The organism is Rhizobium sp. TRM95796, from assembly GCF_025779995.1.
GTDB lineage: Bacteria > Pseudomonadota > Alphaproteobacteria > Rhizobiales > Rhizobiaceae > Rhizobium_E.
Genome location: NZ_JAOXHE010000001.1, coordinates 525,383 through 547,662 on the forward strand (window position 1 = coordinate 525,383; position 22,280 = coordinate 547,662).

Sequence of the window (22,280 nt, forward strand, 5' to 3'; positions counted from 1 at the left end):
AGTCGGAAATCGCGGAATGGCGACGTGTTTACTGCTCACATCATGAAATCCGCGTCGGTCAGCCGTATCTTCCCATCCAGCTTGAAGATTAGATCGGCCCCGCCGTCACCATCCCGGTCCACCGTTACCAGCGTGTCACCGCCCTTCCAACGCCAGCCGATTTCGGCGCCCTCGCCGGAAAAGCCGACGCCGCGGGCGAGAAAATCGTAGTCGCCATCGAGCGCCTTGGTCAGCGCGATCTGGTCTTCGCCCTTGGTGAAGTCGTCGATGAGATCAGAAGCCTTGGCGGTGCTGTCCTTTGCGGTCGAGAAGACGAACAGATCGTCTCCCGCTCCTCCAGACAGAAGATCGCTGCCGGCGCGGCCGACGAGAATGTCGTTTCCCGTCCCGCCATAGAGCGTGTCGGCGCCCGCGCGGCCGATCAACATGTCGGCATCGTTTGCGGCGCTGTCGGCGCTCGTTCCGTCGCCATAGACCGTGGTCACGCCCTTGTCGGTGGCGAGCAGTTCCTCGACCTCCGTCTTGGCCGACAGGCCGAAAGTCTTGAGCGCCGTGCGGATGGCCGGCGCGAGTTCTTCGGTGATGTCGCCGATCGTTTCGACGCCCTTGATCTTCGCCGCCTCGCCCGGATCGTAATTCGCCTCGTAACTCAGAATTTTCTCATGCCATTCCGCCAGCATCTGGCCCGTTTGAACCGCTTCCGAGAATGTCGCCTTGCCGTCCTTGTCATAGAGTCCGAAGAGATCGGCTTCGACATAGCGGCGGTTGGCGATGCCTTGGCCGGCGCTCGCGCCGCCATTGGAATAGTAGCGGATCTGGAACCAGGCTTCGGCGCGATCCCCCTCCTCGATCGCGGCCTTCAACCCGGAGCCCAGCAGGCCCGGATTGTTGTAAGCCAGCGAGAACAGCGCCATGCGCTCATCGGAGTCCGGAATGCCGGACAACCACTTGTCGACATAGCTGTCATAGGTCGGGGAAATCAGGTCGAGCGCTTCGGCGATCTGGTCGCTGCTGGCGAAGGCGAATGTCTTGGGAACATCGCTGTCGACCGACTTGCTCCACGCCGCCATCACCTTGTCGAGCGCCGAGATCAGTGTGGCGCTGGAGCCGTAAGAATGGGTCTTGTCCACCACGGCGTCGAGCTTCGACAGAAGTGTCTCGCTGTAATGTTCCTCCCCGACCATCGCCAGCAGCACCTTGTCGAGATTGGCGCGCAGGCTGAAGCCGATGCCGATCGTCGGCACGCCGACGATATCGACATACGGCTTGGTCGTCGCGCCCTCCAGCAACGTCAGCAACGCCGAGCGTTCCGCAGCATAGTCGCCATGTTCGGTGATCGTGTTCCAGTTCAGCATGCGCGGCTCCTTCTCCCCTATTGTTAGCCGCGACCCGTAAACACCGCGTCGAAAACCATGGTGAACGATTGACAGTCAACAAATGTTATACCATTACAAAGCAAGAGACGAAACTGGATGTCGCGATCCGGCTTGCGCGATAAGAGAGTTGATGGCATGACAGAGAAGAATGGCGCTGTCGCCGCGAAAATGGGCGACGGCTTAATAGGGAACACGGTGAGGACGACCCCAGAGGGGCCGAAGCCGTGGCTGCCCCCGCAACTGTATGCGGCGAGCCTGTCTGCAACGAGCCACTGGCGAAAGCTGGGAAGGCGCAGACCGGCGAAGACCCGCAAGCCAGGAGACCTGCCATTCAGCGACAGTAACCACGGACGGGGTGTTCCGATGCGATTATCGAATGGCGGCCGGCGTCTCGCCGGTCATAACCTGATGCGTATGGCGGCGCCAATCCGCCTTCTCCACAAAACCGGGCGTCTGCCCGAGGCCGCGTCATGAACTGCGCGGTGGACGGTCTGGATCTCGAAGCCCGCGGCGTCAGCTTCGCCCCGCCGCGCGGCCCGAAACTCATCGCCGACATCTCCCTGCGAATTTCCGCCGGTGAACGTCTGGCGATCGTCGGCCCCAATGGCGCCGGCAAGACGACGCTCTTGCGCTGCCTGTTTCGCGGCGTCCGGCCGAGCGACGGCTCGGTGCTGCTCGGCGGCGAGGACATCTGGTCGATCCCGCAGCGCGACTTCGCCCGCAAGGTGGCGGTGGTGCTGCAGGAAAGCCCGGCGGCCTTCCCTTTCAGCGTGCGCGACATCGTCATGATGGGCCGTATTCCCTGGCGGCGGGGATTAAGCCGCTGGTCGGAGGAAGACCGCGCCAAGGTCCACCATGCGCTGGAGCATCTCGGCCTCGAAAACCTCGCCGGGCGGCAGTTTTCCACCCTGTCCGGGGGGGAAAAGCAACGTGTGCTGGTGGCCCGGGCGCTCGCCCAGGAGCCGCGTCTGCTGATCCTCGACGAGCCCTCGAACCATCTCGACATCCGCCACCAGCTCGACATCCTGCATCTGCTTGAAGGCTTGGGCGTCACCGTCATCGCCACGCTGCACGACATCAATCTCGCCGCCGGCTTCGCCTCGCGCGCCGCCATTCTCAACGGCGGACGGCTGACGGCCTTCGGCCCGCCCGAGACGGTGCTCACCGAAACAGCCATCGCCGGCGCTTTCGGCGTCGAGGCCGCAAAATTCCGCATCGGCGCCGAGGGCTCCGCGCGCTTCGCCTTTTCCCGTTCGTCCTATTCCGGAGCTTTCCTGTGAAAACCCTTTCTCTCATCGTCGGCGCAACCTTCTCGCTTTTCGCCACCGCCGCCTTCGCCGCCCCCGTCACGGTCAAGAGTTGCAACCGCGACGTCACCTTCGACGCCGCCCCCAGCCGCGCCATCTCCAACGACGTCAACCTCACCGAAATGATGCTGGTCCTGAAGCTGCAGGACCGCATGGTCGGCTATACCGGCGTATCCGGCTGGAAGACGCTGGACGAGAAAATCCGCGACGGGGTCAAGGAATTGCCTGAACTGTCGCCGAAATATCCGACCAAGGAAGTGCTGCTCGGCGCCGACGCCGACTTCTATTTCGCCGGCTGGAATTACGGCATGAAGGTCGGCGGCGACGTGACGCCGGAAACCCTTCAGCCGCTCGGCATCAAGGTCTATGAGCTGACCGAAAGCTGCGTTCACATCATGAACAAGGCCAAGCCGACCATGGACGATATGTTCGTAGACCTCCTCAATCTCGGCAAGATCTTCCGCGTCGAGGACCGCGCCGAGGCGCTGGTGGCGGGCTATCGCAAGGAGTTGGCCGAAATCGTCGAGGGCGTCGGCCCGATCGATCGTCCCGCCCGCGTCTTCGTCTACGATTCCGGCGAGGAGAAGCCCTTCACCTCGGGCGAATACGGCATCCCCACCGCCATGATCGAAGCCGCCGGCGGTAAGAACATCATGGACGACGTCGAAAAAAGCTGGACCGAAGTCTCCTGGGAGCCGGTGATCGAGCGCAATCCCGAAGTCGTGGTGATCGTCAATTACGGCGAAGTCACCGCCGAGCAGAAGATCGCCTTCATGAAAACCAACCCGGCCTTCAAGAATGTAGACGCGGTCAAGAATGATCGTTTCGTCGTGCTGGACTATGTCGAGGCGACGCCGGGTCCACGCAACATCGGAGCGATCGCACGATTGGCCAAGGCGTTTCATCCGCGCAATATGTGATCAGCGCGCATTGAGCGGCGGCAACTTGGACGACTCGCTAGCGCTGCGGACCGGAAACACCCCCCTCTGCCCTGCCGGGCATCTCCCCCTCAAGGGGGGAGATCGGCTGGGGCGCCGGTTTCCGCTACATTGAATGGCCTCGTTGACGCAACTGATGGCGTCAAGAGAAAGCGAGGCATCACCGCGAGTCAATCTCCCCCTTGAGGGGGAGATGTCCGGCAGGACAGAGGGGGTGGCCAAGATCCCCGACATCTCTGAAACGCAGGAACCGGGCGCGCCAAAACGCCTACCTACAAATCTTGCACGCAAAACTGAAACAAAAACAAGTAGCAACCGCTCCCCATGCCCCCTCTCCGCCTCCTCCTGATCACCGCGGCGCTCCTCGGCCTTCTCTGCCTCACCATGATCATGGCGGTGTCGCTGGGCGCAGCCTCCATTCCCGCTCTCACGGTGTGGAAGATCGTGGCCAACAAGATTGCGCCCGATATGATTGCGGTCGACTGGTCGGCGGGACGGGAAAGCATCGTCTGGGATGTCAGGCTGCCGCGCGTCATTCTCGGCGGGCTGGTCGGCGCGGGTCTCGGTCTGACCGGCGCGGTGCTGCAGCCGCTGACCCGCAATCCGCTCGCCGATCCGCATCTGCTCGGCGTCTCCTCGGGCGCGGCGGTCGGCGCGGTGATCGCGTTGATCCATGTCGGCATGGTGCTGGGAGCGCTGACCGTGCCGGTCTTCGCCTTCGCCGGGGCGCTCGTCGCCATGATCACCGTTCCGATCGCCGCGCGCGTCGGCCACGCCAATGGCGCGGACCGGCTGGTTCTGGCAGGCGTCGCCGTCTCCTTCGTCTTCACCGCGCTCGCCAACCTGCTGGTTTTCCTCGGTGATCCCCGCGCGGCGCAATCGGTGACCTTCTGGATGCTCGGCGGCCTGGGCCTCGCCGAATGGCCGCATCTTCTCTACCCCGCCGTCACCCTCGCCGTCGCCCTCGCCTTCCTGCAGCCCAATGCTCGGGCGCTCAACGCCATCGCCATGGGCGACGAGACGGCGGCGACGCTGGGCGTGTCGGTACAGCCTTTCCGCATCGCGCTGTTCGTGGTTTCGGCGCTGCTTACCGGCGTGATGGTGGCCTTCTCAGGCGCGATCGGCTTTGTCGGCCTGATGGCCCCGCATTTCGTCCGCGCGCTCGCCGGATCCGACAATGCCCGCGTTTTGCCGCTTTCGGCCTTTAGCGGCGGTGTGGCGCTGATCTGGGCCGATCTCGCCGCCCGCACCATCATGGCGCCGGAAGACATGCCGATCGGCGTCGTCACCGGGCTCGTGGGCGGGCTGGCGTTTCTCTGGATCATGCGCCGAAACTGATCCGCCGCTTGCCGCATCCGCCTTTTCCGTTAAGGAAAAGGAAACCATGCGCGTGATCAGCGCGATTCCGGAACCACGCGACGAGACCGCCATGAAAAGATTGCCCTTTCTGTCCCTGTTCCTCGCCGCTGCGCTGACGGCCGCATATGGCGGCGCGGCGCTTGCGCAAACCGCGCCGCAGCCTGCCGCGACGAGCCAGCCCCCGGCCGAGGCGCCCTCGACCCAGCGCACGGTGGTGAAGACCGCGGTGGACACGCTGCGCGACGAGGTGCAGGCGAGCGTCAACAAGGCCGCCGGCGACCTGGAGGCCTTGCGCGGCAAGGCCACGCGATCCAGCGACGACGATTCCGCGCTGTCGCTGCTGAAGCTCGAAGCCGATGTGCTGGCCGAGGACATCGCCGGTTCCACCGCCGATCTCGAAGCGCGCTACGAGGTGGTGACCAAGCGGCTGGAAGAACTCGGACCTGCGCCGACGGACGGCAAGGCCGAGGACAAGGCCGTCACCGACGATCGCAAGCGCCTGCAGGACGAAAAGGCCTCGATGAGTTCGCTGCTGTCGGATGTCGATGCGCTGAAGACCGAGGTCGCCCGCGTGAGCGCCGATATCACCGAGCGCCGCCGCACGCTGTTCACCGACACGCTGTTCCGGCGGCTGCCGATCTCCAGCGACCTGCTCTCGGAAGCCTCGGCGGCAGCGACGACGCTGTCCGGGCAAATGTTGTCCGCGACTACCAACTCGCTGGAATTCATGTGGAATTTTAAACGCGGCGGCTTCCTCGGCGCAATTTTCGGCGCGCTGCTCGCCGCGATTCTCTTCATGTTGCCGCTGAAGCGCAAGCTCGCGCCGCTGGCTCATCGCGATCCCGACGTCCTCGATCCGCCCTATTTCCGTCGGGTGTCGGCGGGCTTCCTGTCGCTGATCGTTCCGGCGGCGGCCACCGCCGCCTTCGTGCTGACCTGCCTGGTCATTCTCTACAATCTCAAGGTCTTGCGCGAGGATCTCTACGCCATCTTCGCCTCGTCTCTCTGGGCCATCGTCGGCGTCTACTTCATCTGGCGTCTCTCACGGGCGATCTTCTCGCCGCTCAAGCCGCAATGGCGGCTGGTGGACCTGACCGATCGCGGCGCACGCTGGCTGGTGACCATCGGCATGATGCTCGCCGTCATCAATGCGTTGTCGTCGGTGCTGACCCAGACCTTCACCCAGTTCGGCGCGCCGGTGTCGCTCAGCATCGTCAAGGGCATCGCCTCGGCGCTGCTGATCGGCGGCACGCTGATCGTCGCCTCCTTTATCAAGCCGCGCCTGCCGCTGGAAGACGGTGGGCCGAGCCGGGCCTGGCCGATCTATGTCCGGATCCTGCTTTTGGCCACCGGCGTCGGCCTCATCGTCACGGCGCTGTCGGGCTATATCGGCCTGGCGCAATTCGTCTCCAGCCAGGTGATCGTCACTTCCACCATCATGGTGACGATGTATATCGGCTTCTCCGCCGCCCACGCCATTTCCGAAAGCGGCGCCTTCGCCCAGACCAATATGGGCGCGGCCATCGCCCGGAGGCACAATCTCGACGAGATCCGCATCGACCAGGTCGGCCTGGTGGTCGGGCTCGTCGGCTATGGGCTGGTGGTGCTGGTCGGCGTGCCCCTGATCCTATCGCAATGGGGCTTCCGCGCCGCCGACATCCTCGGCATGTTCGTGGAACTGTTCACCGAAATCCATATCGGCAATATCAGCATATCCTTGCTAGGCATTTTCGCCGGCGTCGTGGTGTTCTTCGCCGGCCTGTTCGGGGCCCGCTGGTTCCAGCGCTGGCTGGACGGCAATGTGCTGGCCCGCTCGCAGATCGATGTCGGCGCGCGCAACTCGGTCAACACCGCGCTCGGTTACGCCGGCGTGGTGATCGCCGCCGTCATCGGCATATCGGCCGCCGGCATCGATCTTTCGAGCCTCGCGCTGATCGCCTCGGCGCTGTCCCTCGGCATCGGCTTTGGTCTGCAGACCATCGTGCAGAATTTCGTCTCCGGCCTGATCCTGCTCGCCGAACGTCCGTTCCGCGTCGGCGACTGGATCGTCAACGGCAATGTCGAGGGTTTCGTCCGCCGCATTTCGGTGCGCGCCACCGAGATCGAAACCTTCCGCAACCAGTCGGTCATCGTGCCGAATTCGCAGCTGATCAACGCCGCCGTCGGCAACTGGACGCTGCGCAACAAGCTGGCGCGTTCCGAAATACCGATCGGCGTCGCCTATGGCTCGGATCCCCGCAAGGTGATGGATATCCTGCTGGAGATCGCGCGCAGCCAGCCTCTGGTGCTGACCATGCCGGAGCCGCATGTGGAATTCGTGGGTTTCGGCGAATCCGCTCTGAATTTCGAGCTGCGCTTCTATCTCGCCGACCTGTTTACCGGCATGGGCGTGCGCAATGCGATCCGCATCGAGATCCTTGAACGTTTCGAGGAAGAAGGCATCGAAATCCCCTATCCACAGCGCGTCCTGACCGTGCGTCAAGGCCAGGGCGTAACCAATGCGATGATGGCCGAGGCGCTGCGCGGCGAAGGCATGACCGACGATGAAGCCCAGGCGCTGGCCCGCGCCCGCGACGGCGTGCGCAAGCGCGCCGAAGACGCGGCCCGCGACATCGACCAGGTCGCCGGCGCCCGCCACAGCCACCACAATCACCGCGACGACGATGACGAGGACGGCGACGACGACGGGCGTTGAAGGTCCGGCAACCGGTTATTTTCAGGTCGAGGCGAATTTAGCGAGGCCGCGACCCGCCCCTCATCCCCCTGCCGGGACCTTCTCACCGCGCATGCAGGGAGAAGGAAGATGCGGCGCGGACATTGCCGCTGCGTTCTCCCCGTCATACGGGGAGAACGCAGCGGCAGCCGGATGAGGGGCCGGGCAGACCATTCACGCCAAACCGCAGAACACCATACGACCTCCCCTCAAAACCACTCCCGCGCCTGCGCCGCCGTGACATTTCCCCCGCAGAGCGGCGTCGCCACCCTCACCCCCTCAAGCGACGCTTTGTCCTTCATCACCCCCGCCAGACCCGCCGCGCCGGCGGGTTCGACGATGCGGGTCCATTCATCCCGGGCGAACCGCATGGCGGCGAGGATCTCGTCGTCGTCGACCAGAACGACCGCGTCGATCGTCTCCTTCAGCCATTCCACCGCCTCGGGCACCGGCTCGCGCACGGCGACGCCGTCGGCGATGGTGTTGACCGAGCGCGTCGAGACGGGATGGCCGGCCTGATGCGACAGCGCCATGCAGGGCGCGCCTTTGGCCGCCACCGCGATCACCCGCGTCTCGGGCGACCGCGCCTTGATCCACGCGCCCATGCCGGCGGCGAGCGCGCCGTTTCCGAGCGGCAGATAGACCCGGTCGAGGCGCCCTGCGGCCTCCATGAGTTCCAGCGCGATCGTGCCCGCGCCCTCGGCAATCTCGGCGGACGCGCCGTCCTCGACAAAGAGATGACCCGAGGCGTTCGCGAAAGCGCGGCCCGCCTGTTTGGCGGCGTCGAAATCCTCGCCTTCGAGCCGGACCTCGGCGCCGAAGCGGCGCATGGCCTCGATCTTCAGGGGATTGGCGTTGACGCTCGCAAACACCGTGAGCGCCCGGCCGGAACGGGCGGCATTATAGGCGAGCCCCTGGCCGAAATTGCCGGCCGACGCCGTCACCAGCGGCTCTTTGCCCGGATGCGCGGCGAGGAAATTGCCCGTGCCGCGGCCCTTGAAGCTGCGGATCGGATTGTCGGTCTCGTCCTTGGCGATCAGGTGGAACCCGAGCGCCTCGGATGTGAGAACAGGCGAATGAAGAAAGACGGGATCGATGCGGCCCATGGCCTCGGCGATGCGGTCTGCGGAAAGTTGTCTGTGCTTTGTCATAGAGACAGGATAGAAAAGACCCGCGCGGAGTGACCGCGCCGTTTCGGACATCGACGCCGAAATTCCGCGTTCAACAGGAGTTTTCCGCCGTGGATGAGATCGACCGGACCATTGTTGAGCTACTTCAGGACAATGCCGACCAGCCCGCCAAACGCATCGCCGACCGCGTCGGCCTCTCCCCCTCCGCCGTCGAGCGCCGCATCGCGAAACTCAAGCAATCAGGCGTGATCCAGAAGATCGCCGCCGTCGTCGACCCCAAGGCGGTGGGCCGCGGCCTGACCGTGCTGGTGGAGCTCGACATCCAGAACGAACACCGCCACACGCTCGACGCCTTCCAGACCTGGGCCGTCAAGGCGCCGGAGGTGCAAGCCTGCTGGTATGTCACCGGCGACATGGACTATGTGCTGCAGCTCGCGGTGCGGGATCTCGACGAATACAACGACTTCATCGACCGGATGATGCGCGAGCAGCAGGGGCTGGTGCGGAAGTATAAGAGTTTGATTGCGTTGAAGGTAGTGAAGTGAATGCGACGATCATCAACCACGAAGTTATAGATAAAATCACATCATACTAACTCGTACCTGATGCTTCAAAGTATCTTCAATCAAAATATTGATTTCTCCCGGTATTTCAATAACTACATCATCGCCGGACTGATAAAAATATCGTTTGCCGAGATTGTGATGGGCTTCAACAACATTACTTTCAATCCACACCCACTCGTATTTTTCAAAATCGCAAATCACATCTCGTCCCGATTTGCCGACAAAAGCAAAAGTATCGCTGTCCGCCCCTCCATAGAGCGTGTCACGTCCGCTTCCGCCCAGAAGATAATCCTGCCCGGCGCCGCCCTTGAGAAGGTCATTTCCTGCGCCGCCCGCAAGGTAGTCCGCACCACTACGAGCCGACACCTGATCGGGACCGCCATCCATATAAAACATATCCGAACGCTGTGAGCCGTGTCCGACATCCGCTTCCGGTGAGCCTTTGAAAGTCACCGGCCTCACATTGCTGAGGAGGGACGTGGTTGTTTGCATGAGATCTTTCCAACTTATATTTATGTCGGAAATCACAGCATTGACGATGGTCTGCCCATAGCCCTTGTAGAAAAACTGAAAACTCGTAACCGTCGATTCAAGCGATACGGCTCCGTCGTCGCCATCCTCGAAAGCGAAAGTCCCCTGCAAAACGACATAGTAGTGGCCAGTTCCGTGAAAAAACACCACCTCATCGACATCACGCGAGGACAATTCCCAGCCATAAACGGGATTTACGCTAGTATCGATGAGATAACGCGGACTAAAATCCGTCATATCGAATTCGCTATTCACAAATATGGACGTCATGTCATCCTCCAACATCGTCTTAAATTCTAAGCAGGATCCAGAATATCTATCAGAGTTATACTTGAATGTTATGAGGTCAAATCAATTTTCTTGAGTGCTCTCCTGTCGTCGCAACTCTTTGCCAAATGCAGACTCACGCCTTCGCCGCCAGGGGCCGCACCGCCGGACTGAAACAGGACGGCGCGATCGAAGAGAGTGCGGCGCGCGTCAATCCGAAGGTGCGGGGCCGCGGCCTGACCGTGCTGGTGGAGCTCGACATCCAGAACGAACACCGCCACACGCTCGACGCCTTCCAGACCTGGGCCGTGAAAGCGCCGGAAGTGCAGGCCTGCTGGTATGCTGCCGGCGACATGGACTATGTGCTGCAGCTCGCGGTGCGGGATCTCGACGAGTACAATGATTTCATCGACCGGATGATGCGCGAGCAGCAGGGGCTAGTGCGGAAGTATAAGAGTTTGCTTGCGTTGAAGGTGGTGAAGTGAGGGCAGCGAAAGCAAGCTGTGTCAACGATATGGAACTTCTGAAAACCTCACATCAACATCGGCTTTCAGAGACCTGCGTAAAAAAACCTCCACCGGCAAGCGCGGAGTAATATTTCGTGGTCCGACAATAATCTCCTGAATCAGTCCTTGCACATAACCTATTTTAACACTCCTATACGGCGTTAATTTTAACAAAGATGGTTGAAATTTCACTTCTTCCGAATCATAATCAAAAAAAGAGAAGATCCGCATTTCTTTTTCTTCTCTGAATGATGGATGTTTCATCGAATACATGAACGGTCTTAACCGTGGGGTCATATGCTCCAATGATTGCCGAAGTGCTTTAATTGCGTGTCGCTCGTTCCCGAGATCATCGTTGCTACTCAGATTGAAGCGCAATGGCTCAAACGCGCCTTCGTTGACAATTCGCGTCAATTCAGCGGCCAACCGCGTCAAAGAATTGATTTGACGGTTTTCATCATATTCCACTGTCAAAAGCTGGGCAGATGGTACGCTTTTTCTAACAGCGTCAATGAGTTGAGACGGGTTAAACCCAATGGCGAAGCCGCAGCCATTATCCGCATAAGCCCGCCACTGGCTTAGCATGTCTGCTTCTTTGGACAGGCAAAACCCAAGCCCTCCCCATAAATCAACGAAGCTATTTAGATAATTCTCGAAAGCCTCCTTGTATTTGTGCTGCAAACCACATTTTAGACTAGCCTCAATCAGACGCCTCTGCGCCCAACGTCCCTCTAATGTATCGTTGGACATATTAAGGTGAGAAAGGCGAACTTCGCCAGAGTTAATTATTGAGAAAAACGTATTTACCGAACAATAATGATATAGCGTCAACAGCACCTCCAACACCTATCATTCAGCCTTACATCATCCCATTGGAGTTTCGTCTACTACCCTTCTTTGGACAATAAGAGGTAGTAGAAATTACCCCCTCACCCTCTCCGCCTTCGCATCATACATCGCTGCCAGAGACGCCCGCGCGTTCACCCTGACGCCTGCAATCTCCACCTCATACTGCGACCCCAGCACCTCCGCCTCGCTCTCGCCCTCGCAGGGCACATAGCCCAGCCCCACGGCGCCGCCGAGGTGGTGGCCGTAATTGCCTGATGTGATGGTCGAGACGATCCGGCCGTCGCGGACCAGCGCTTCGTTGTGGAACAGCAGCGGCTCGGGGTCTTCGAGCAGGAATTGCACGAGGCGGCGGGTGAGACCCTTGTCCTGTTTGGCCAGCACCGCGTCGCGGCCGATGAAATCGGGCTTGGTCGTCTTCACCGCAAAGCCGAGGCCGGCTTCGAGCACATGGTCCTCGTCGGTGATGTCATGGCCGAAATGGCGATAGGCTTTCTCGATGCGGCAGGAATCCAGCGTATGCAGGCCGCAGAGTTTGAGGCTGTGCGCCGAGCCCTCGGCCTCGATCGTCTCGAACACATGCGCGGCCTGATCTGAGGAGACATAGAGCTCCCAGCCGAGTTCGCCGACATAGGTGACGCGATGGGCGCGGGCCAGCCCCATGCCGATCTCGATCTCGCGCGCCGTCCCGAACGGATGGGCGGCGTTGGAGAAATCGTCGGGGCTGACGGCTGCGAGTAGATCGCGCGATTTCGGCCCCATGACGCAAAGCACCGCCTCGCCCGCCGTCACATCGGTGATGACGACAAACTCGTCGCGGAGATGCTTGCGCAACCAGGCGAGATCGCGCTGCAGCGTCGCGCCGGGCACGACGAGCAGGAAGGCGGTTTCCGAGAGCCGCGTGACGGTCAGATCGCTCTCGATGCCGCCCTTTGCATTCAGCATCTGGGTATAGACGATGCGGCCCGCGGCCACATCGATCTGGTTGGCGCAGAGACGGTTGAGGAAAGCTGGCGCGTCGCGGCCCTCGACGCGGATCTTGCCGAAACTCGACATGTCGAACAGGCCGACGCCGTTGCGGACAGTGAGATGTTCGCGGCGCTGATTGTCGAACCAGTTCTGCCGGCCCCAGCTATAGCGATATTCCCGCTCTTGCCCCGGCTCGGCGAACCAGTTGGCCCGCTCATTGCCGGCAACCTCGCCGAACACCGCGCCACGCGCCTTCAAATGTTCATGCAGCGGCGAGCGGCGCACGCCACGGGCCGTGTCCATCTGCCTGAAAGGATAGTGATCGGCATAGAGCAGGCCGAGCGTTTCCGACACGCGTTCGCGCAGATAAGTCCGGTTGCGCTGGAAAGGCTGGGCGCGGCGGATATCGACCTCCCAGAGATCGAAGGGCGGCTCGCCATCGTTCATCCATTGCGCCAGCGCCATGCCGGCGCCGCCGGAGGAGACGATGCCGATGGAATTATAGCCCGCCGCGACCCAATATCCCCTGAGTTCCGGCGCTTCGCCGAGATAATAGCGGTCATCAGGGGTAAAGCTCTCAGGGCCGTTGAAGAAGGTGTGAATGCCCGCCGTCTCCAGCATCGGCATGCGGTTGACGGCCATTTCCAGGATCGGCTGGAAATGGTCGAAATCCTCCGGCAACTGGTCGAAGCAGAAGTCAGTGCGGATCGCCTCCCCCCGGGGCGGCCAGGGCTTGGCCTTGAGTTCGAAGGCCCCCACCAGCATCTTGCCGGCGTCTTCCTTGTAATAGGTGCATTCGTCAGGCACACGCAGCACCGGCAATTGCTTGAGGCCGGCGATCGGCTCGGTGACGATGTAGAAATGCTCGCAGGCATGCAGCGGCACGGTGACGCCGGATTGCCTCGCGAAGTCGCGCCCCCACATGCCCGCCGCATTGACGACATTGTCGGTCTCGATCGTATAGATCTCGCCGTCCTGCTCGCAGGTCACGCCGGTCACACGACCGTTCTTGGTGGTGACGCCGGTGACGATGACGCCCTCGATCACCTGCGCGCCATTCTGCCGCGCGCCCTTGGCCAGCGCCATGGCGATATTGGCCGGATCGCATTGCCCATCAAGCGGCAGATGCACGGCGGCCTTGACGTCGGCGGTATTGAGATGCGGATACATCGCCTTGACTTCCTCAGGGGAAATCTCGCGCACATCGACATTGAAGGCGCGGGCCAGCGAGGCCTGGCGGTAGATCTCCTGCTTGCGCGCCTCGGTCAGCGCCACGGTCATCGAGCCGTTCTGCTTCATGCCCGTGCCGATGCCGGTTTCGGCTTCGAGCTTGACATAGAGATCAGCGGAATATTTGGCGAGCCGGGTCATGTTCTGGCTGGCGCGCAACTGCCCGATCAGCCCCGCCGCATGCCAGGTGGTGCCGCAAGTGAGTTGCTTGCGTTCGAGCAACACGACATCGGTCCAGCCGAGCTTGGCGAGATGATAGGCGACCGAGCAACCGGACACGCCGCCGCCGATGATGACGGCGCGGGCCTTGGAGGGAATGGGCTTTTTCATGGATTTACCCCTGGCATGAGGAGGACGATTTTGCCGGAATGACGTTTTGTCTGGAATTCAGCCTGCGCCTCGGCAATGTCACGGAGCGGATACGTCTTTGATACAAGCGGCCGAACACGTCCGGAATTGATCATGGCGACCAGGTTCGCAAACACATCTCTCGGCTGATAGGTGCAGCCATGCAGCGTGATGTCGTTGAGATAGAGGGTTCTGAGATCCGCCTCGACGATGGGTCCGGCAATGGCGCCGGCCACCGCATAGTCTCCACCTGGCCGCAGGGAGCGGATCCGCGCCGGCCATTGCGGCCCACCGACGATGTCGATAACCCTGTCGAATGTCCTCGCCTCCGGCTCCGCGCCTCTGTCGATGATGTCGCACGCGCCCGCCGCCAGCACGGCGTCAGCCTTGTCCAAGCTGCATTGGCCCGTCACGCGCGCGCCGCGAACCTTGGCAAGCTGCACGGCGGCAAGTCCGACGCCACCCGACGCGCCCGTCACGAGAACCCGGTCGCCCTCGCTTACGCCCGCCCTCGCCAACAGATTCTCCGCCGTCCCGAATGCGCAGGGCATGGCGGCGATTTCAATGTCGGACAGCGGGGACGCCGAGACATCATGGAGATGGCGCGCCGGCACGACACAATATTCGGCGAAAGCGCCGTCGATATCCGAACCGAGCGCCCGATAGGCGGTGGGCGCGTCCTCGCGGGGCTCCGGCATGTTGGTGGGGCAGATGACGCGCTGGCCGGGGGTCCAGCCAATCACACCATCGCCCAAGGCAACGACCCGGCCACAGAATTCGGCCCCCTGAATGCGCGGAAACGAGATCGCGCCCGACCAGCCGCCATCCTCGAAAGTCTCACCTTCGGCCGTCGCGCCGCGCGACTGCGGAGCATACCATCCGAGACGTGTGGCGATATCGGTGTTGTTGACGCCTGCGGCCGCAATTCGCACCAGCACCTCGCCAGGCCTGGGCGACGGAACCGCGATATCATCGCGATAGCGGAGTCTGTCAGGCTCGCCATGCCCAAGCAGTTCCACGCCGGTCATTCTGGCCGGCTGGCTCACGCGCGCAGCCTTTCATTCATGGGATCATAAAGCGGCGTGTCGCCATGGACTGTGGCCTTCAGGCGCTCGCCGAACACTTCGACTTCGAGGGTCTGGCCGGGCACGGCGAGATCGGATCTGACCATGCCGATGGCGATGGATTTGCCGATACGAAAACCCCAATTGCCCGAGGTCGTCTCGCCCACCACCTCATCGCCATGCCAGAGCGTGGACATATAGGGCGCGTCATAGTCGCCGGCCTCGATGGTCATGAGCACGAAACGCTTCGTCACGCCCTGCTGCTTCTCGCGCGCCAAGGCCGCCTTGCCCTTGAAATCAGGCTTGGCCCAATCGACGAAGCGCTCCAGCCCGCCCTGCAGCACGGTGTAATCGGTCGACAGATCGCCCTTCCAGGCGCGGTAGCCTTTTTCCAACCTGAGACTGTCCAGCGCCTCCATGCCGAAGGGCTTCAAGCCATGCTTTTGACCCGCCGCCCAGACGGCGTCGAACACGGCGGCGGTGTCCTCGATCTTGGTGTGAATTTCCCAGCCGAGTTCGCCCGCAAAGGAGACGCGCACCAGTTGCAGCCAGCGCCCGGCGATCTGGCATGATTGGTGGCTGAGCCAGGATTTCGTGAGATCCGCATCCGACACCTCGGCCAGAATGGCGCGAGAATTCGGCCCGCTCAAAATCTGACAGGAGAACTGGTCGGAGACATCGGTCAGCGTAAAGGCCGCGTCCTCCGGCTTGTGCTTCAGGAGCCATTCCCAATCATGCCACTGCGCCGTCGCCGCCGTGATCAGGAAGAAGAAGTCTTCGGCGATCGTCATCACCGACATTTCCGTGACGATGCGGCCCTTATCATCGGCGAAATAGGCTAGGCCGATGCGGCCGGGCTTGGGGATCTTGCCGGTGGTGAGGCTGAAGAGCCATTCGGTCGCCCCCGGCCCCTGCAGCCGGTAGCGCGAAAAACCCGGCAGGTCGAGAATGCCGGCCGCGTCACGCACCGCCAGGCATTCTTCCTCGATGCGCGGGCTCCACGGCCCCTTGCGCGCCCAGGTTTGCGTCGCCTCTTCCGACGTGTCGTCGCCGGGTTTGGCGTACCACATCGCCCGCTCCCAGCCGTTATAGGGCTTGAACACGGCGCCGAAGCCGGCGATCCGGTCATGGATGGCCGATTGCCGCCGGTCGCGGCCCGCCGGCCAGTAATGCTTGGGGAAGTGGATGGCGTATTCGTGGCCGTAGACCTCCATGCCCTTGTCGACGCAATAGGCCGTATCGGTATAGCTGGTGTAGCGGCGGGGGTCGCAGGACCACATGTCCCATTCCGTCTCGCCTTGGGTGACCCATTCCGCCAGCACCTTGCCCGCGCCACCCGCCTGGCAGATGCCGAAGGTGAAGACGCAGGCCTCGAAGGCGTTGGGCACGCCGGGCATCGGCCCGATCAGCGGATTGCCATCCGGCGCGTATGGGATCGGCCCGTTGATGACCTTGGAGAGACCGGCGGTGCCCAGGATCGGCACGCGCGCGACCGCGTCATTGATATGCCATTCCAGCCGGTCGAGATCGTCGGGGAACAGCTGGAAGGAGAAATCCTTGGGCATGGGATCGTTATCCGTCACCCAATGCGCCCGGCAATTGCCCTCATAGGGACCTAGATTGAAGCCGTATTTCTCCTGGCGGAGATAATAGGAGGAATCGACGTCGCGCAGCAGCGGCAGCTTGTGGCCGACCTCCTTGGACCAGGCTTCGAGCTCCGGGATCGTGTCGAACAGCATATATTGATGGCTCATCACCATCATCGGCACGTCGCGACCGAACAGTTTGCCCACTTCGCGGGCGTAATAGCCGGCGGCGTTGACGACGTATTCGCAGCGCACCTCGCCCTTGGCCGTCGCCAGCACCCATTCGCCGTTCTCGCGCCGCGCCGAATCCACCGGGCAGAAGCGGACGATCTTGGCGCCCATGTCGCGCGCGCCCTTGGCCAGCGCCTGGGTCAGCTGCGCCGGATCGATATCGCCGTCATACGGGTCATACAGCGCGCCTTCCAACTCATGCGTCTCGGCAAAGGGATAGCGCGCCTTGATTTCCGCAGGCGAGAGAATGTCGAGATCCATGCCCTGATAGCGGCCCATGCCGACCACGCGCTTGAACTCTAAGAGCCGCTCTTTGCTATGCCCCAGCCGCACCGAGCCGGTGACATGGTAATTCATGGGATAATCGACCTCGCCGCCGAGCTTGCGGTAGAGTTCGGCCGAATAGCGCTGCATGTTCATCAGCGACCAGGACGAGGAGAAAGTCGGCACATTGCCGGCCGCATGCCAGGTGGAGCCGGCGGTCAGCTCGTTTTTCTCGAGCAGCAGGCAATCCGTCCAGCCCGCTTTGGCGAGATGATAGAGGCAGGACGCCCCCACCGCGCCGCCGCCGATGATGACCACACGCGCTGTCGCTGGCAGTTCCGACATGATCCGCTCCCCGATATCCGAGGCCGAAGCCTCGTGAAATTTCCCATTCAATTTTTCATGTTAACGGAAAGCTAGCGCGAATTCTTCAGAATGCAAGCATGAAAATCTTGCATGAAATTTTCATGAGGATTAGGTTGACGGCATTGAAAGAGGTTCCATGCCCCCACGTCCGCTGCTCTCCCAGGAAAACGCGCTTCAACCCGCCGGCGGCGCCGAGATCGACGAAAGCGTGATCGGCGGCCAGATCCGCGAATTGCGCAAGATGCGCGGCAAGACGCTGCAGCAGATCGCCGATGCCGCCGGTATTTCGGTGGGCTATCTCAGCCAGATCGAACGCAATCAGTCGCAACTGCCGATCGGGGTCTTGCGCAAGATCTGCGATGCGCTGGATGTGCATATGAACTGGTTCTTCCAGCCCGCCGATGATGCGCCAGCCGAAGAGCGCGACATCGTCGTCCGCGCGGAAAACCGCCGCCGCCTCACCTTTACCGGTCTCGGCATCCAGGAAGAACTGCTGTCGCCCAATCTTGGCGGCCCGCTCGAGCTGCTCTATTCCACCATCGAACCCGGCGCCGACAGCGGCGACTACAGCCATAACGGCGCCGAAGCCGGCGTGGTGATCTCAGGCGTGCTCGACCTCTGGGTCGGCGACCGCTTCTTCCAGCTCAAAGCCGGCGACAGCTTCGCTTTTGACAGCACCGAAACGCATCGCTGCGCCAATTCCGGGACAGAGCCGGTCAAGGCGGTCTGGGTGATCACGCCGCCGCATTATTGAGATTGTGGGCTTGCCTCACGCCGGAACCGACCGCCTTTCCAAACCCGTCAGGGTTTGTTCGAAGGCGCGCTGAAGAGCGCGCGCCTCAGTCTCGGACGGAGCGACGCTCGACTCACGGTAGATCACGGGAGGTGTGGAGGCCGACTCGACGTCCGCCGACAGCGCATCGTCAACGCTGCTGAGATAGACATCCTCCACAGAGAGCGGGAACGCTCCCAGTTCGAATGCCCGGAGCAGCAATTGGTAGGCTTTCCTCCGACCGGCGCTGTCGACCAGGCTGGAGACCAGGCAAAACCTCCAGGCTTCCAGCGCCTCATCATAGGCCCACATGGCCGACTGCACGCCCAAGCGCATCTCTTCCAGCCCCTCGAGCGTTGCTCGACCATCGGCGATCAACTGCGGAGATAAATCTTTTCGAGCCATGGAAATATGCCTTTGCTCGGGTTGAAGCCGCCGACATCAAATCGAGCGCCTCGGCTTTGCTGGTCTTCGCTCCAGGAAATCTCGCATTGCTGTTCCAGTCGCGCGCCGTCAGCCAGTTGGCGTAGCGAAGTCTGTCGGTTCTCAAACTACCGATTTCGACCTCAAGTTTAGCATGTTCGACGATGACTTCAAGCTGATGCCATTTAGCGCCGCGCGCCTGCTCGGGCATGAGCGCCAGTGAGTTACGGCGAAGATAGAGCGCCTTGAGAGCGAATTCCAGAATTTGTCCGGCGTGGTGATAACATGCGCGCCACCGTTCGACCGCCATCAGAACCGAGGCCGTCTCCTTCTCGTCACTTGCGTAAGCCCACCATTCGTCCGCATCGCCGCGCATCGCGTCAGCCTAGACAGAACCTTGCGCAAGCACAACTCATAAGGGCACAAGCGCAAAGATCAGAGCAACCGCTTCAGCTGCAAAAAGCACCCCGCCGCCAGAAAGCCGATGCCCGCCGTCACCCCGAGCGCCAGCGTCGGACCCGACCAGTGCATCAGGAGCGAGAAGATATAGGGCGCCGCAGCCGACGCGCCGAGACGCCAGCCGGACATGCGGCCGGTGATCTCGCCGTAACCGTCGGAGCCGAACAGCCAGAGCGGCAGGGCGCCGGCGGCGATGGAGTTGATGCCGGAGCCGATGCCGAGACAGATGGCGAAGAGGCCGGCGCCGATCAATCCGCCGCCCGAAACGAGCAGCACGACCACCGCGCCGGCCATGAACAGGCCCGAGAGCAGCGACAGCGTCAGCGGGCTGAGCCGCGCGCCGAACACCATGTTGATCAGCCGGCTGAGCACCTGCGACGGGCCGAACAGGACGCCGATCGATACCGCCGCAGCGCCCAGCCCCAGCGCCGTCAACAGCGGCACCATATGCACCAGCATGGCCGAGAGCGTGAAACCCTGCAGCGCGAAGGCCGCCGCCGCCAGGCGGTAGCCTGTCTTGCGTTCGGCTTGCTTGAGCACGCCCACCACCTTGGCGGCCGCGGACCGCACCACGCCGCGGGCGGCGTCGGTGCGGCGGCGGATGACCACGAAGAGATGCGCCGGCGCGCAGAGGCCGAGATTGAGCGCGGCGAAGAGGAGATAGACCGCCCGCCAATCCAGCTGATGATGCAGCCAGGTGGTGAAGGGCCAGAACAGCGACGAGGCGAAACCCGCCATCAGCGTGAGATAGGTGATGCTGCGGCCGGCGACGCGGGGCGCGATCTCCACCAGCGCCGCAAAGGCTGCCTGATAGAGCACGAGGCCGGAGGCCACCTGCGCGGCCACCACGCCGAGGCCGAACGTGACGCGGTTGGGCGACAACGCGGTCGCCGCGAGCAGCAGAGCCGACAGCACCGAGCCCAGCGCCATCATGCGGCTCGCGCCGAACCGGTCGAGAAGCTTGCCGATCCAGGCGGAGGCGAAGCCGCCGGCCATCAGCGCGGCGGAAAATAGGCCGAAGACGATATCGTCGCTCCAGCCGAATTCGCGGCCCATATCGGGCGCGAGAATGGAAAAGCTGTAATAGAGCGTGCCGTAGCCGACGATCTGCGTCAGGCCGAGGGTGGCGATGATCAGCCGCGGCAGGGCCTCGGCCTCCGCGCGAAGGCCGACGGCCGCCACGCTCATAGAGATTTCAGCGTCACCCGCTCCTCCAGCTTTTCCGCCGCTTCTTTCCGCTCGCTGTAACGATCGGTCAGATACGGGGATATATCACGGGTGAGGAGCGTAAATTTCATCAATTCTTCGCATACGTCGACCACGCGTTCGTAATAGGACGACGGCTTCATGCGTCCGTTCTGGTCGAATTCCGTCCAGGCCTTGGCGACGGAGGACTGGTTGGGAATGGTGATCATCCGCATCCAGCGCCCGAGAATGCGCATCTGGTTGACGGCGTTGAAACTCTGCGAGCCGCCCGACACCTGCATGACCGCAAGCGTCTTGCCCTGCGTCGGCCTGACGGCGCCGATCGACAAGGGTATCCAGTCGATCTGCGCCTTCATGATGCCGGTCATCGCGCCATGCCGCTCCGGGCTCACCCAGACCTGGCCTTCAGACCATTCCGAAAGATCCCGCAATTCTTGCACCTTGGGATGCGTCACCGGCGCGCCGTCCGGCAAAGGCAGCCCTTCGGGATTGAAGAAACGAACCTCTGCGCCGAAATGCGCGAGCAGCCGCCCCGCCTCCTCGGCCAGCAGGCGGCTGTAAGACACCTGCCGCAGCGAACCATACAGGATCAGGATGCGCGGCTTATGCGTCGAAAACGGCCGGCGCAACGCGTCGAGATCGGGCAGGCGAAAATGCTCGAGCGCTGCCGCGGGCAGATCGGCTGCTTCAGGCTGGGATTGCGGATCAGACAAGGCGCTTCCCCTGATCGTCCAGAATCAGTTCGCCGTCTTCCTTGGCGAAGGGGCCGCTGAAGGTGTCGGGCAAAATGTCCAGCGCCTTCTCCGACGGACGGCAGAGGCGCGTGCCGAGCGGCGTGACGACGAAAGGCCGGTTGATCAGGATGGGATGCTCAAGCATCGCGTCGAGAAGTTGATCATCGGTGAGCGCGGGATCGTCGAGGCCGAGTTCGGCATAGGGCGTGCCCTTTTCGCGGATCGCCGCGCGCACGGTCAGGCCCGCGTCGCGGATGAGCACAATCAGCGTCTCGCGCGATGGCGGCGTCTTCAGATAGTCGATCACGGTGGGGGCGATACCCGCATGTTCGATCAGCGCCAGCGTGTTGCGCGAGGTGCCGCAGGCGGGGTTGTGATAGATGGTGGCAGTGAAGCTCACACTGTTTCTCCCATGGGTTTTTCAGGATGAACGGGACGCTCGGCGAACAGCCAGCGGCAGAGCGCCAGCGCCAAAAGCGCGCCGATCAGTTCGGCGAGGATAAAGCCCGGCAGGTCGTTTGGACGGATGCCGGAAAAGGTGTCGGTCAGCGAACGGGCGATCGCCACCGCCGGATTGGCGAAGGAGGTGGATGCGGTGAACCAATAGGCCGCGGTGATATAGAGCCCGACCAGCGTCGGGATCTGTTCGGGCCTGTGACGCAAGCCGCCGAGAATGGTGATCACCAGCCCCGCCGTCGCCACCAGTTCTGCGAACCACTGCGCGCCGCCGGTGCGGACTGTGGCAGAGGCGGCCAATAGCGGCAGGTCGAACATCAGATGCGCAACCATGGTGCCTACGACGCCGCCGAGGATCTGCGCGCCGACGTAAAAGCCGGCGTCGCGACCGCCGATCTCACGCCTGACAAGGAAGATCAGCGTGACGGCCGGATTGAAATGCGCCCCCGAGATCGGCCCAAGCAAAGTGATCAGCACGAAGAGGATCGCCCCGGTCGGGATGGTGTTGCCGAGCAGCGATACAGCCACATCGTCACTCAGGCGGTCGGCCATGACGCCGGAGCCGACCACGGTGGCGACGAGCAGCGCCGTCCCGAGCGTTTCGGCGACGAGGCGCCGAGAAAGATCGGTCAT

Annotated in this window: 20 protein-coding genes and 1 riboswitch; of the genes, 7 read left to right on the forward strand and 13 right to left on the reverse strand. The window is 62.4% G+C overall.

Annotated elements, in window-relative coordinates:
* Positions 1 to 35: 35 nt before the first annotated feature.
* Positions 36 to 1,355 (reverse strand): M10 family metallopeptidase C-terminal domain-containing protein, encoded by a 1,320-nt coding sequence (locus OCK01_RS02555; RefSeq protein WP_263822556.1) that lies wholly within the window; start codon positions 1,353 to 1,355, stop codon positions 36 to 38.
* Positions 1,356 to 1,508: 153 nt separating this feature from the next.
* Positions 1,509 to 1,723, forward strand: a riboswitch (cobalamin riboswitch).
* A 123-nt stretch (positions 1,724 to 1,846) separates the two neighbouring features.
* Here OCK01_RS02555 and OCK01_RS02560 point away from each other — a divergent pair.
* The 4 genes from OCK01_RS02560 to OCK01_RS02575 all read left to right on the forward strand — a co-directional run bounded on the left by OCK01_RS02560 (position 1,847) and on the right by OCK01_RS02575 (position 7,675).
* Positions 1,847 to 2,656 carry an ABC transporter ATP-binding protein gene (locus OCK01_RS02560; RefSeq protein WP_263822557.1) on the forward strand — a complete coding sequence of 270 codons (810 nt, stop codon included), beginning with the start codon at positions 1,847 to 1,849 and terminating at the stop codon, positions 2,654 to 2,656.
* The gene (locus OCK01_RS02565) at positions 2,653 to 3,603 is read left to right on the forward strand and encodes an ABC transporter substrate-binding protein (protein ID WP_263822558.1); all 951 of its coding nucleotides are present in this window, start codon (positions 2,653 to 2,655) and stop codon (positions 3,601 to 3,603) included. The genes OCK01_RS02560 and OCK01_RS02565 overlap by 4 nt, the downstream gene beginning before the upstream one ends.
* Before the next feature lie 342 nt (positions 3,604 to 3,945).
* Complete coding sequence (locus OCK01_RS02570) at positions 3,946 to 4,959, forward strand: FecCD family ABC transporter permease (protein WP_263822559.1); 1,014 nt, start codon at positions 3,946 to 3,948, stop codon at positions 4,957 to 4,959.
* Between the two features lie 91 nt (positions 4,960 to 5,050).
* Positions 5,051 to 7,675: a mechanosensitive ion channel family protein gene (locus OCK01_RS02575; protein ID WP_263822560.1), complete on the forward strand. Its 2,625-nt coding sequence runs from the start codon at positions 5,051 to 5,053 to the stop codon at positions 7,673 to 7,675.
* A gap of 227 nt (positions 7,676 to 7,902) precedes the next feature.
* On the opposite strand, the gene OCK01_RS02580 is transcribed toward OCK01_RS02575, so the two are convergent.
* Positions 7,903 to 8,844: a threonine/serine dehydratase gene (locus tag OCK01_RS02580; RefSeq protein ID WP_263822561.1), complete on the reverse strand. Its 942-nt coding sequence runs from the start codon at positions 8,842 to 8,844 to the stop codon at positions 7,903 to 7,905.
* Between the two features lie 89 nt (positions 8,845 to 8,933).
* On the opposite strand from OCK01_RS02580, the gene OCK01_RS02585 reads away from it, so the two are divergent.
* Positions 8,934 to 9,368, forward strand: a complete 435-nt coding sequence (locus OCK01_RS02585; RefSeq protein ID WP_263822562.1) for an Lrp/AsnC family transcriptional regulator — start codon at positions 8,934 to 8,936, stop codon at positions 9,366 to 9,368.
* Between the two features lie 36 nt (positions 9,369 to 9,404).
* Here the strand turns inward: OCK01_RS02585 and OCK01_RS02590 are convergent, their stop codons facing one another.
* Positions 9,405 to 10,190, reverse strand: coding sequence for a calcium-binding protein (locus OCK01_RS02590; RefSeq protein WP_263822563.1), 786 nt, complete (start codon positions 10,188 to 10,190; stop codon positions 9,405 to 9,407).
* Positions 10,191 to 10,315: 125 nt separating this feature from the next.
* Between OCK01_RS02590 and OCK01_RS02595 the strand changes: the two genes are divergently transcribed.
* Complete coding sequence (locus OCK01_RS02595) at positions 10,316 to 10,672, forward strand: Lrp/AsnC family transcriptional regulator (RefSeq protein WP_263822564.1); 357 nt, start codon at positions 10,316 to 10,318, stop codon at positions 10,670 to 10,672.
* Positions 10,673 to 10,693: 21 nt separating this feature from the next.
* Here OCK01_RS02595 and OCK01_RS02600 read toward each other — a convergent pair whose 3' ends face one another.
* The 4 genes from OCK01_RS02600 to OCK01_RS02615 all read right to left on the reverse strand — a co-directional run bounded on the left by OCK01_RS02600 (position 10,694) and on the right by OCK01_RS02615 (position 17,576).
* Positions 10,694 to 11,524 (reverse strand): DUF2971 domain-containing protein, encoded by an 831-nt coding sequence (locus OCK01_RS02600; protein ID WP_263822565.1) that lies wholly within the window; start codon positions 11,522 to 11,524, stop codon positions 10,694 to 10,696.
* A 90-nt stretch (positions 11,525 to 11,614) separates the two neighbouring features.
* On the reverse strand, positions 11,615 to 14,068 hold the full coding sequence (locus OCK01_RS02605) for a GcvT family protein (protein WP_263822566.1): 2,454 nt from the start codon (positions 14,066 to 14,068) through the stop codon (positions 11,615 to 11,617).
* A complete protein-coding gene (locus OCK01_RS02610; RefSeq protein ID WP_263822567.1) occupies positions 14,065 to 15,132 on the reverse strand; it encodes an alcohol dehydrogenase family protein in 1,068 nt (355 codons plus the stop codon). Before OCK01_RS02610 ends, OCK01_RS02605 begins: the two co-directional genes overlap by 4 nt.
* Positions 15,129 to 17,576 carry a GcvT family protein gene (locus tag OCK01_RS02615; RefSeq protein WP_263822568.1) on the reverse strand — a complete coding sequence of 816 codons (2,448 nt, stop codon included), beginning with the start codon at positions 17,574 to 17,576 and terminating at the stop codon, positions 15,129 to 15,131. The genes OCK01_RS02610 and OCK01_RS02615 overlap by 4 nt, the downstream gene beginning before the upstream one ends.
* Positions 17,577 to 17,733: 157 nt before the next feature.
* On the opposite strand from OCK01_RS02615, the gene OCK01_RS02620 reads away from it, so the two are divergent.
* Positions 17,734 to 18,351: a helix-turn-helix domain-containing protein gene (locus tag OCK01_RS02620; RefSeq protein ID WP_263822569.1), complete on the forward strand. Its 618-nt coding sequence runs from the start codon at positions 17,734 to 17,736 to the stop codon at positions 18,349 to 18,351.
* A 15-nt stretch (positions 18,352 to 18,366) separates the two neighbouring features.
* On the opposite strand, the gene OCK01_RS02625 is transcribed toward OCK01_RS02620, so the two are convergent.
* The 6 genes from OCK01_RS02625 to OCK01_RS02650 are packed head-to-tail and all read right to left on the reverse strand — an operon-like array spanning position 18,367 to position 22,280.
* Positions 18,367 to 18,699, reverse strand: coding sequence for a hypothetical protein (locus tag OCK01_RS02625; protein ID WP_263822570.1), 333 nt, complete (start codon positions 18,697 to 18,699; stop codon positions 18,367 to 18,369).
* Positions 18,668 to 19,168: a hypothetical protein gene (locus tag OCK01_RS02630; protein ID WP_263822571.1), complete on the reverse strand. Its 501-nt coding sequence runs from the start codon at positions 19,166 to 19,168 to the stop codon at positions 18,668 to 18,670. The genes OCK01_RS02625 and OCK01_RS02630 overlap by 32 nt, the downstream gene beginning before the upstream one ends.
* 59 nt (positions 19,169 to 19,227) lie before the next feature.
* Positions 19,228 to 20,439: an arsenite efflux MFS transporter ArsK gene (gene arsK, locus OCK01_RS02635; RefSeq protein WP_263822572.1), complete on the reverse strand. Its 1,212-nt coding sequence runs from the start codon at positions 20,437 to 20,439 to the stop codon at positions 19,228 to 19,230.
* Positions 20,436 to 21,170, reverse strand: a complete 735-nt coding sequence (gene arsH, locus OCK01_RS02640; protein WP_263822573.1) for an arsenical resistance protein ArsH — start codon at positions 21,168 to 21,170, stop codon at positions 20,436 to 20,438. The genes arsK and arsH overlap by 4 nt, the downstream gene beginning before the upstream one ends.
* Complete coding sequence (gene arsC / locus OCK01_RS02645; RefSeq protein ID WP_263822574.1) at positions 21,163 to 21,591, reverse strand: arsenate reductase (glutaredoxin); 429 nt, start codon at positions 21,589 to 21,591, stop codon at positions 21,163 to 21,165. Before arsC ends, arsH begins: the two co-directional genes overlap by 8 nt.
* Positions 21,588 to 22,280, reverse strand: a complete 693-nt coding sequence (locus OCK01_RS02650; RefSeq protein ID WP_263822575.1) for an aquaporin — start codon at positions 22,278 to 22,280, stop codon at positions 21,588 to 21,590. Before OCK01_RS02650 ends, arsC begins: the two co-directional genes overlap by 4 nt.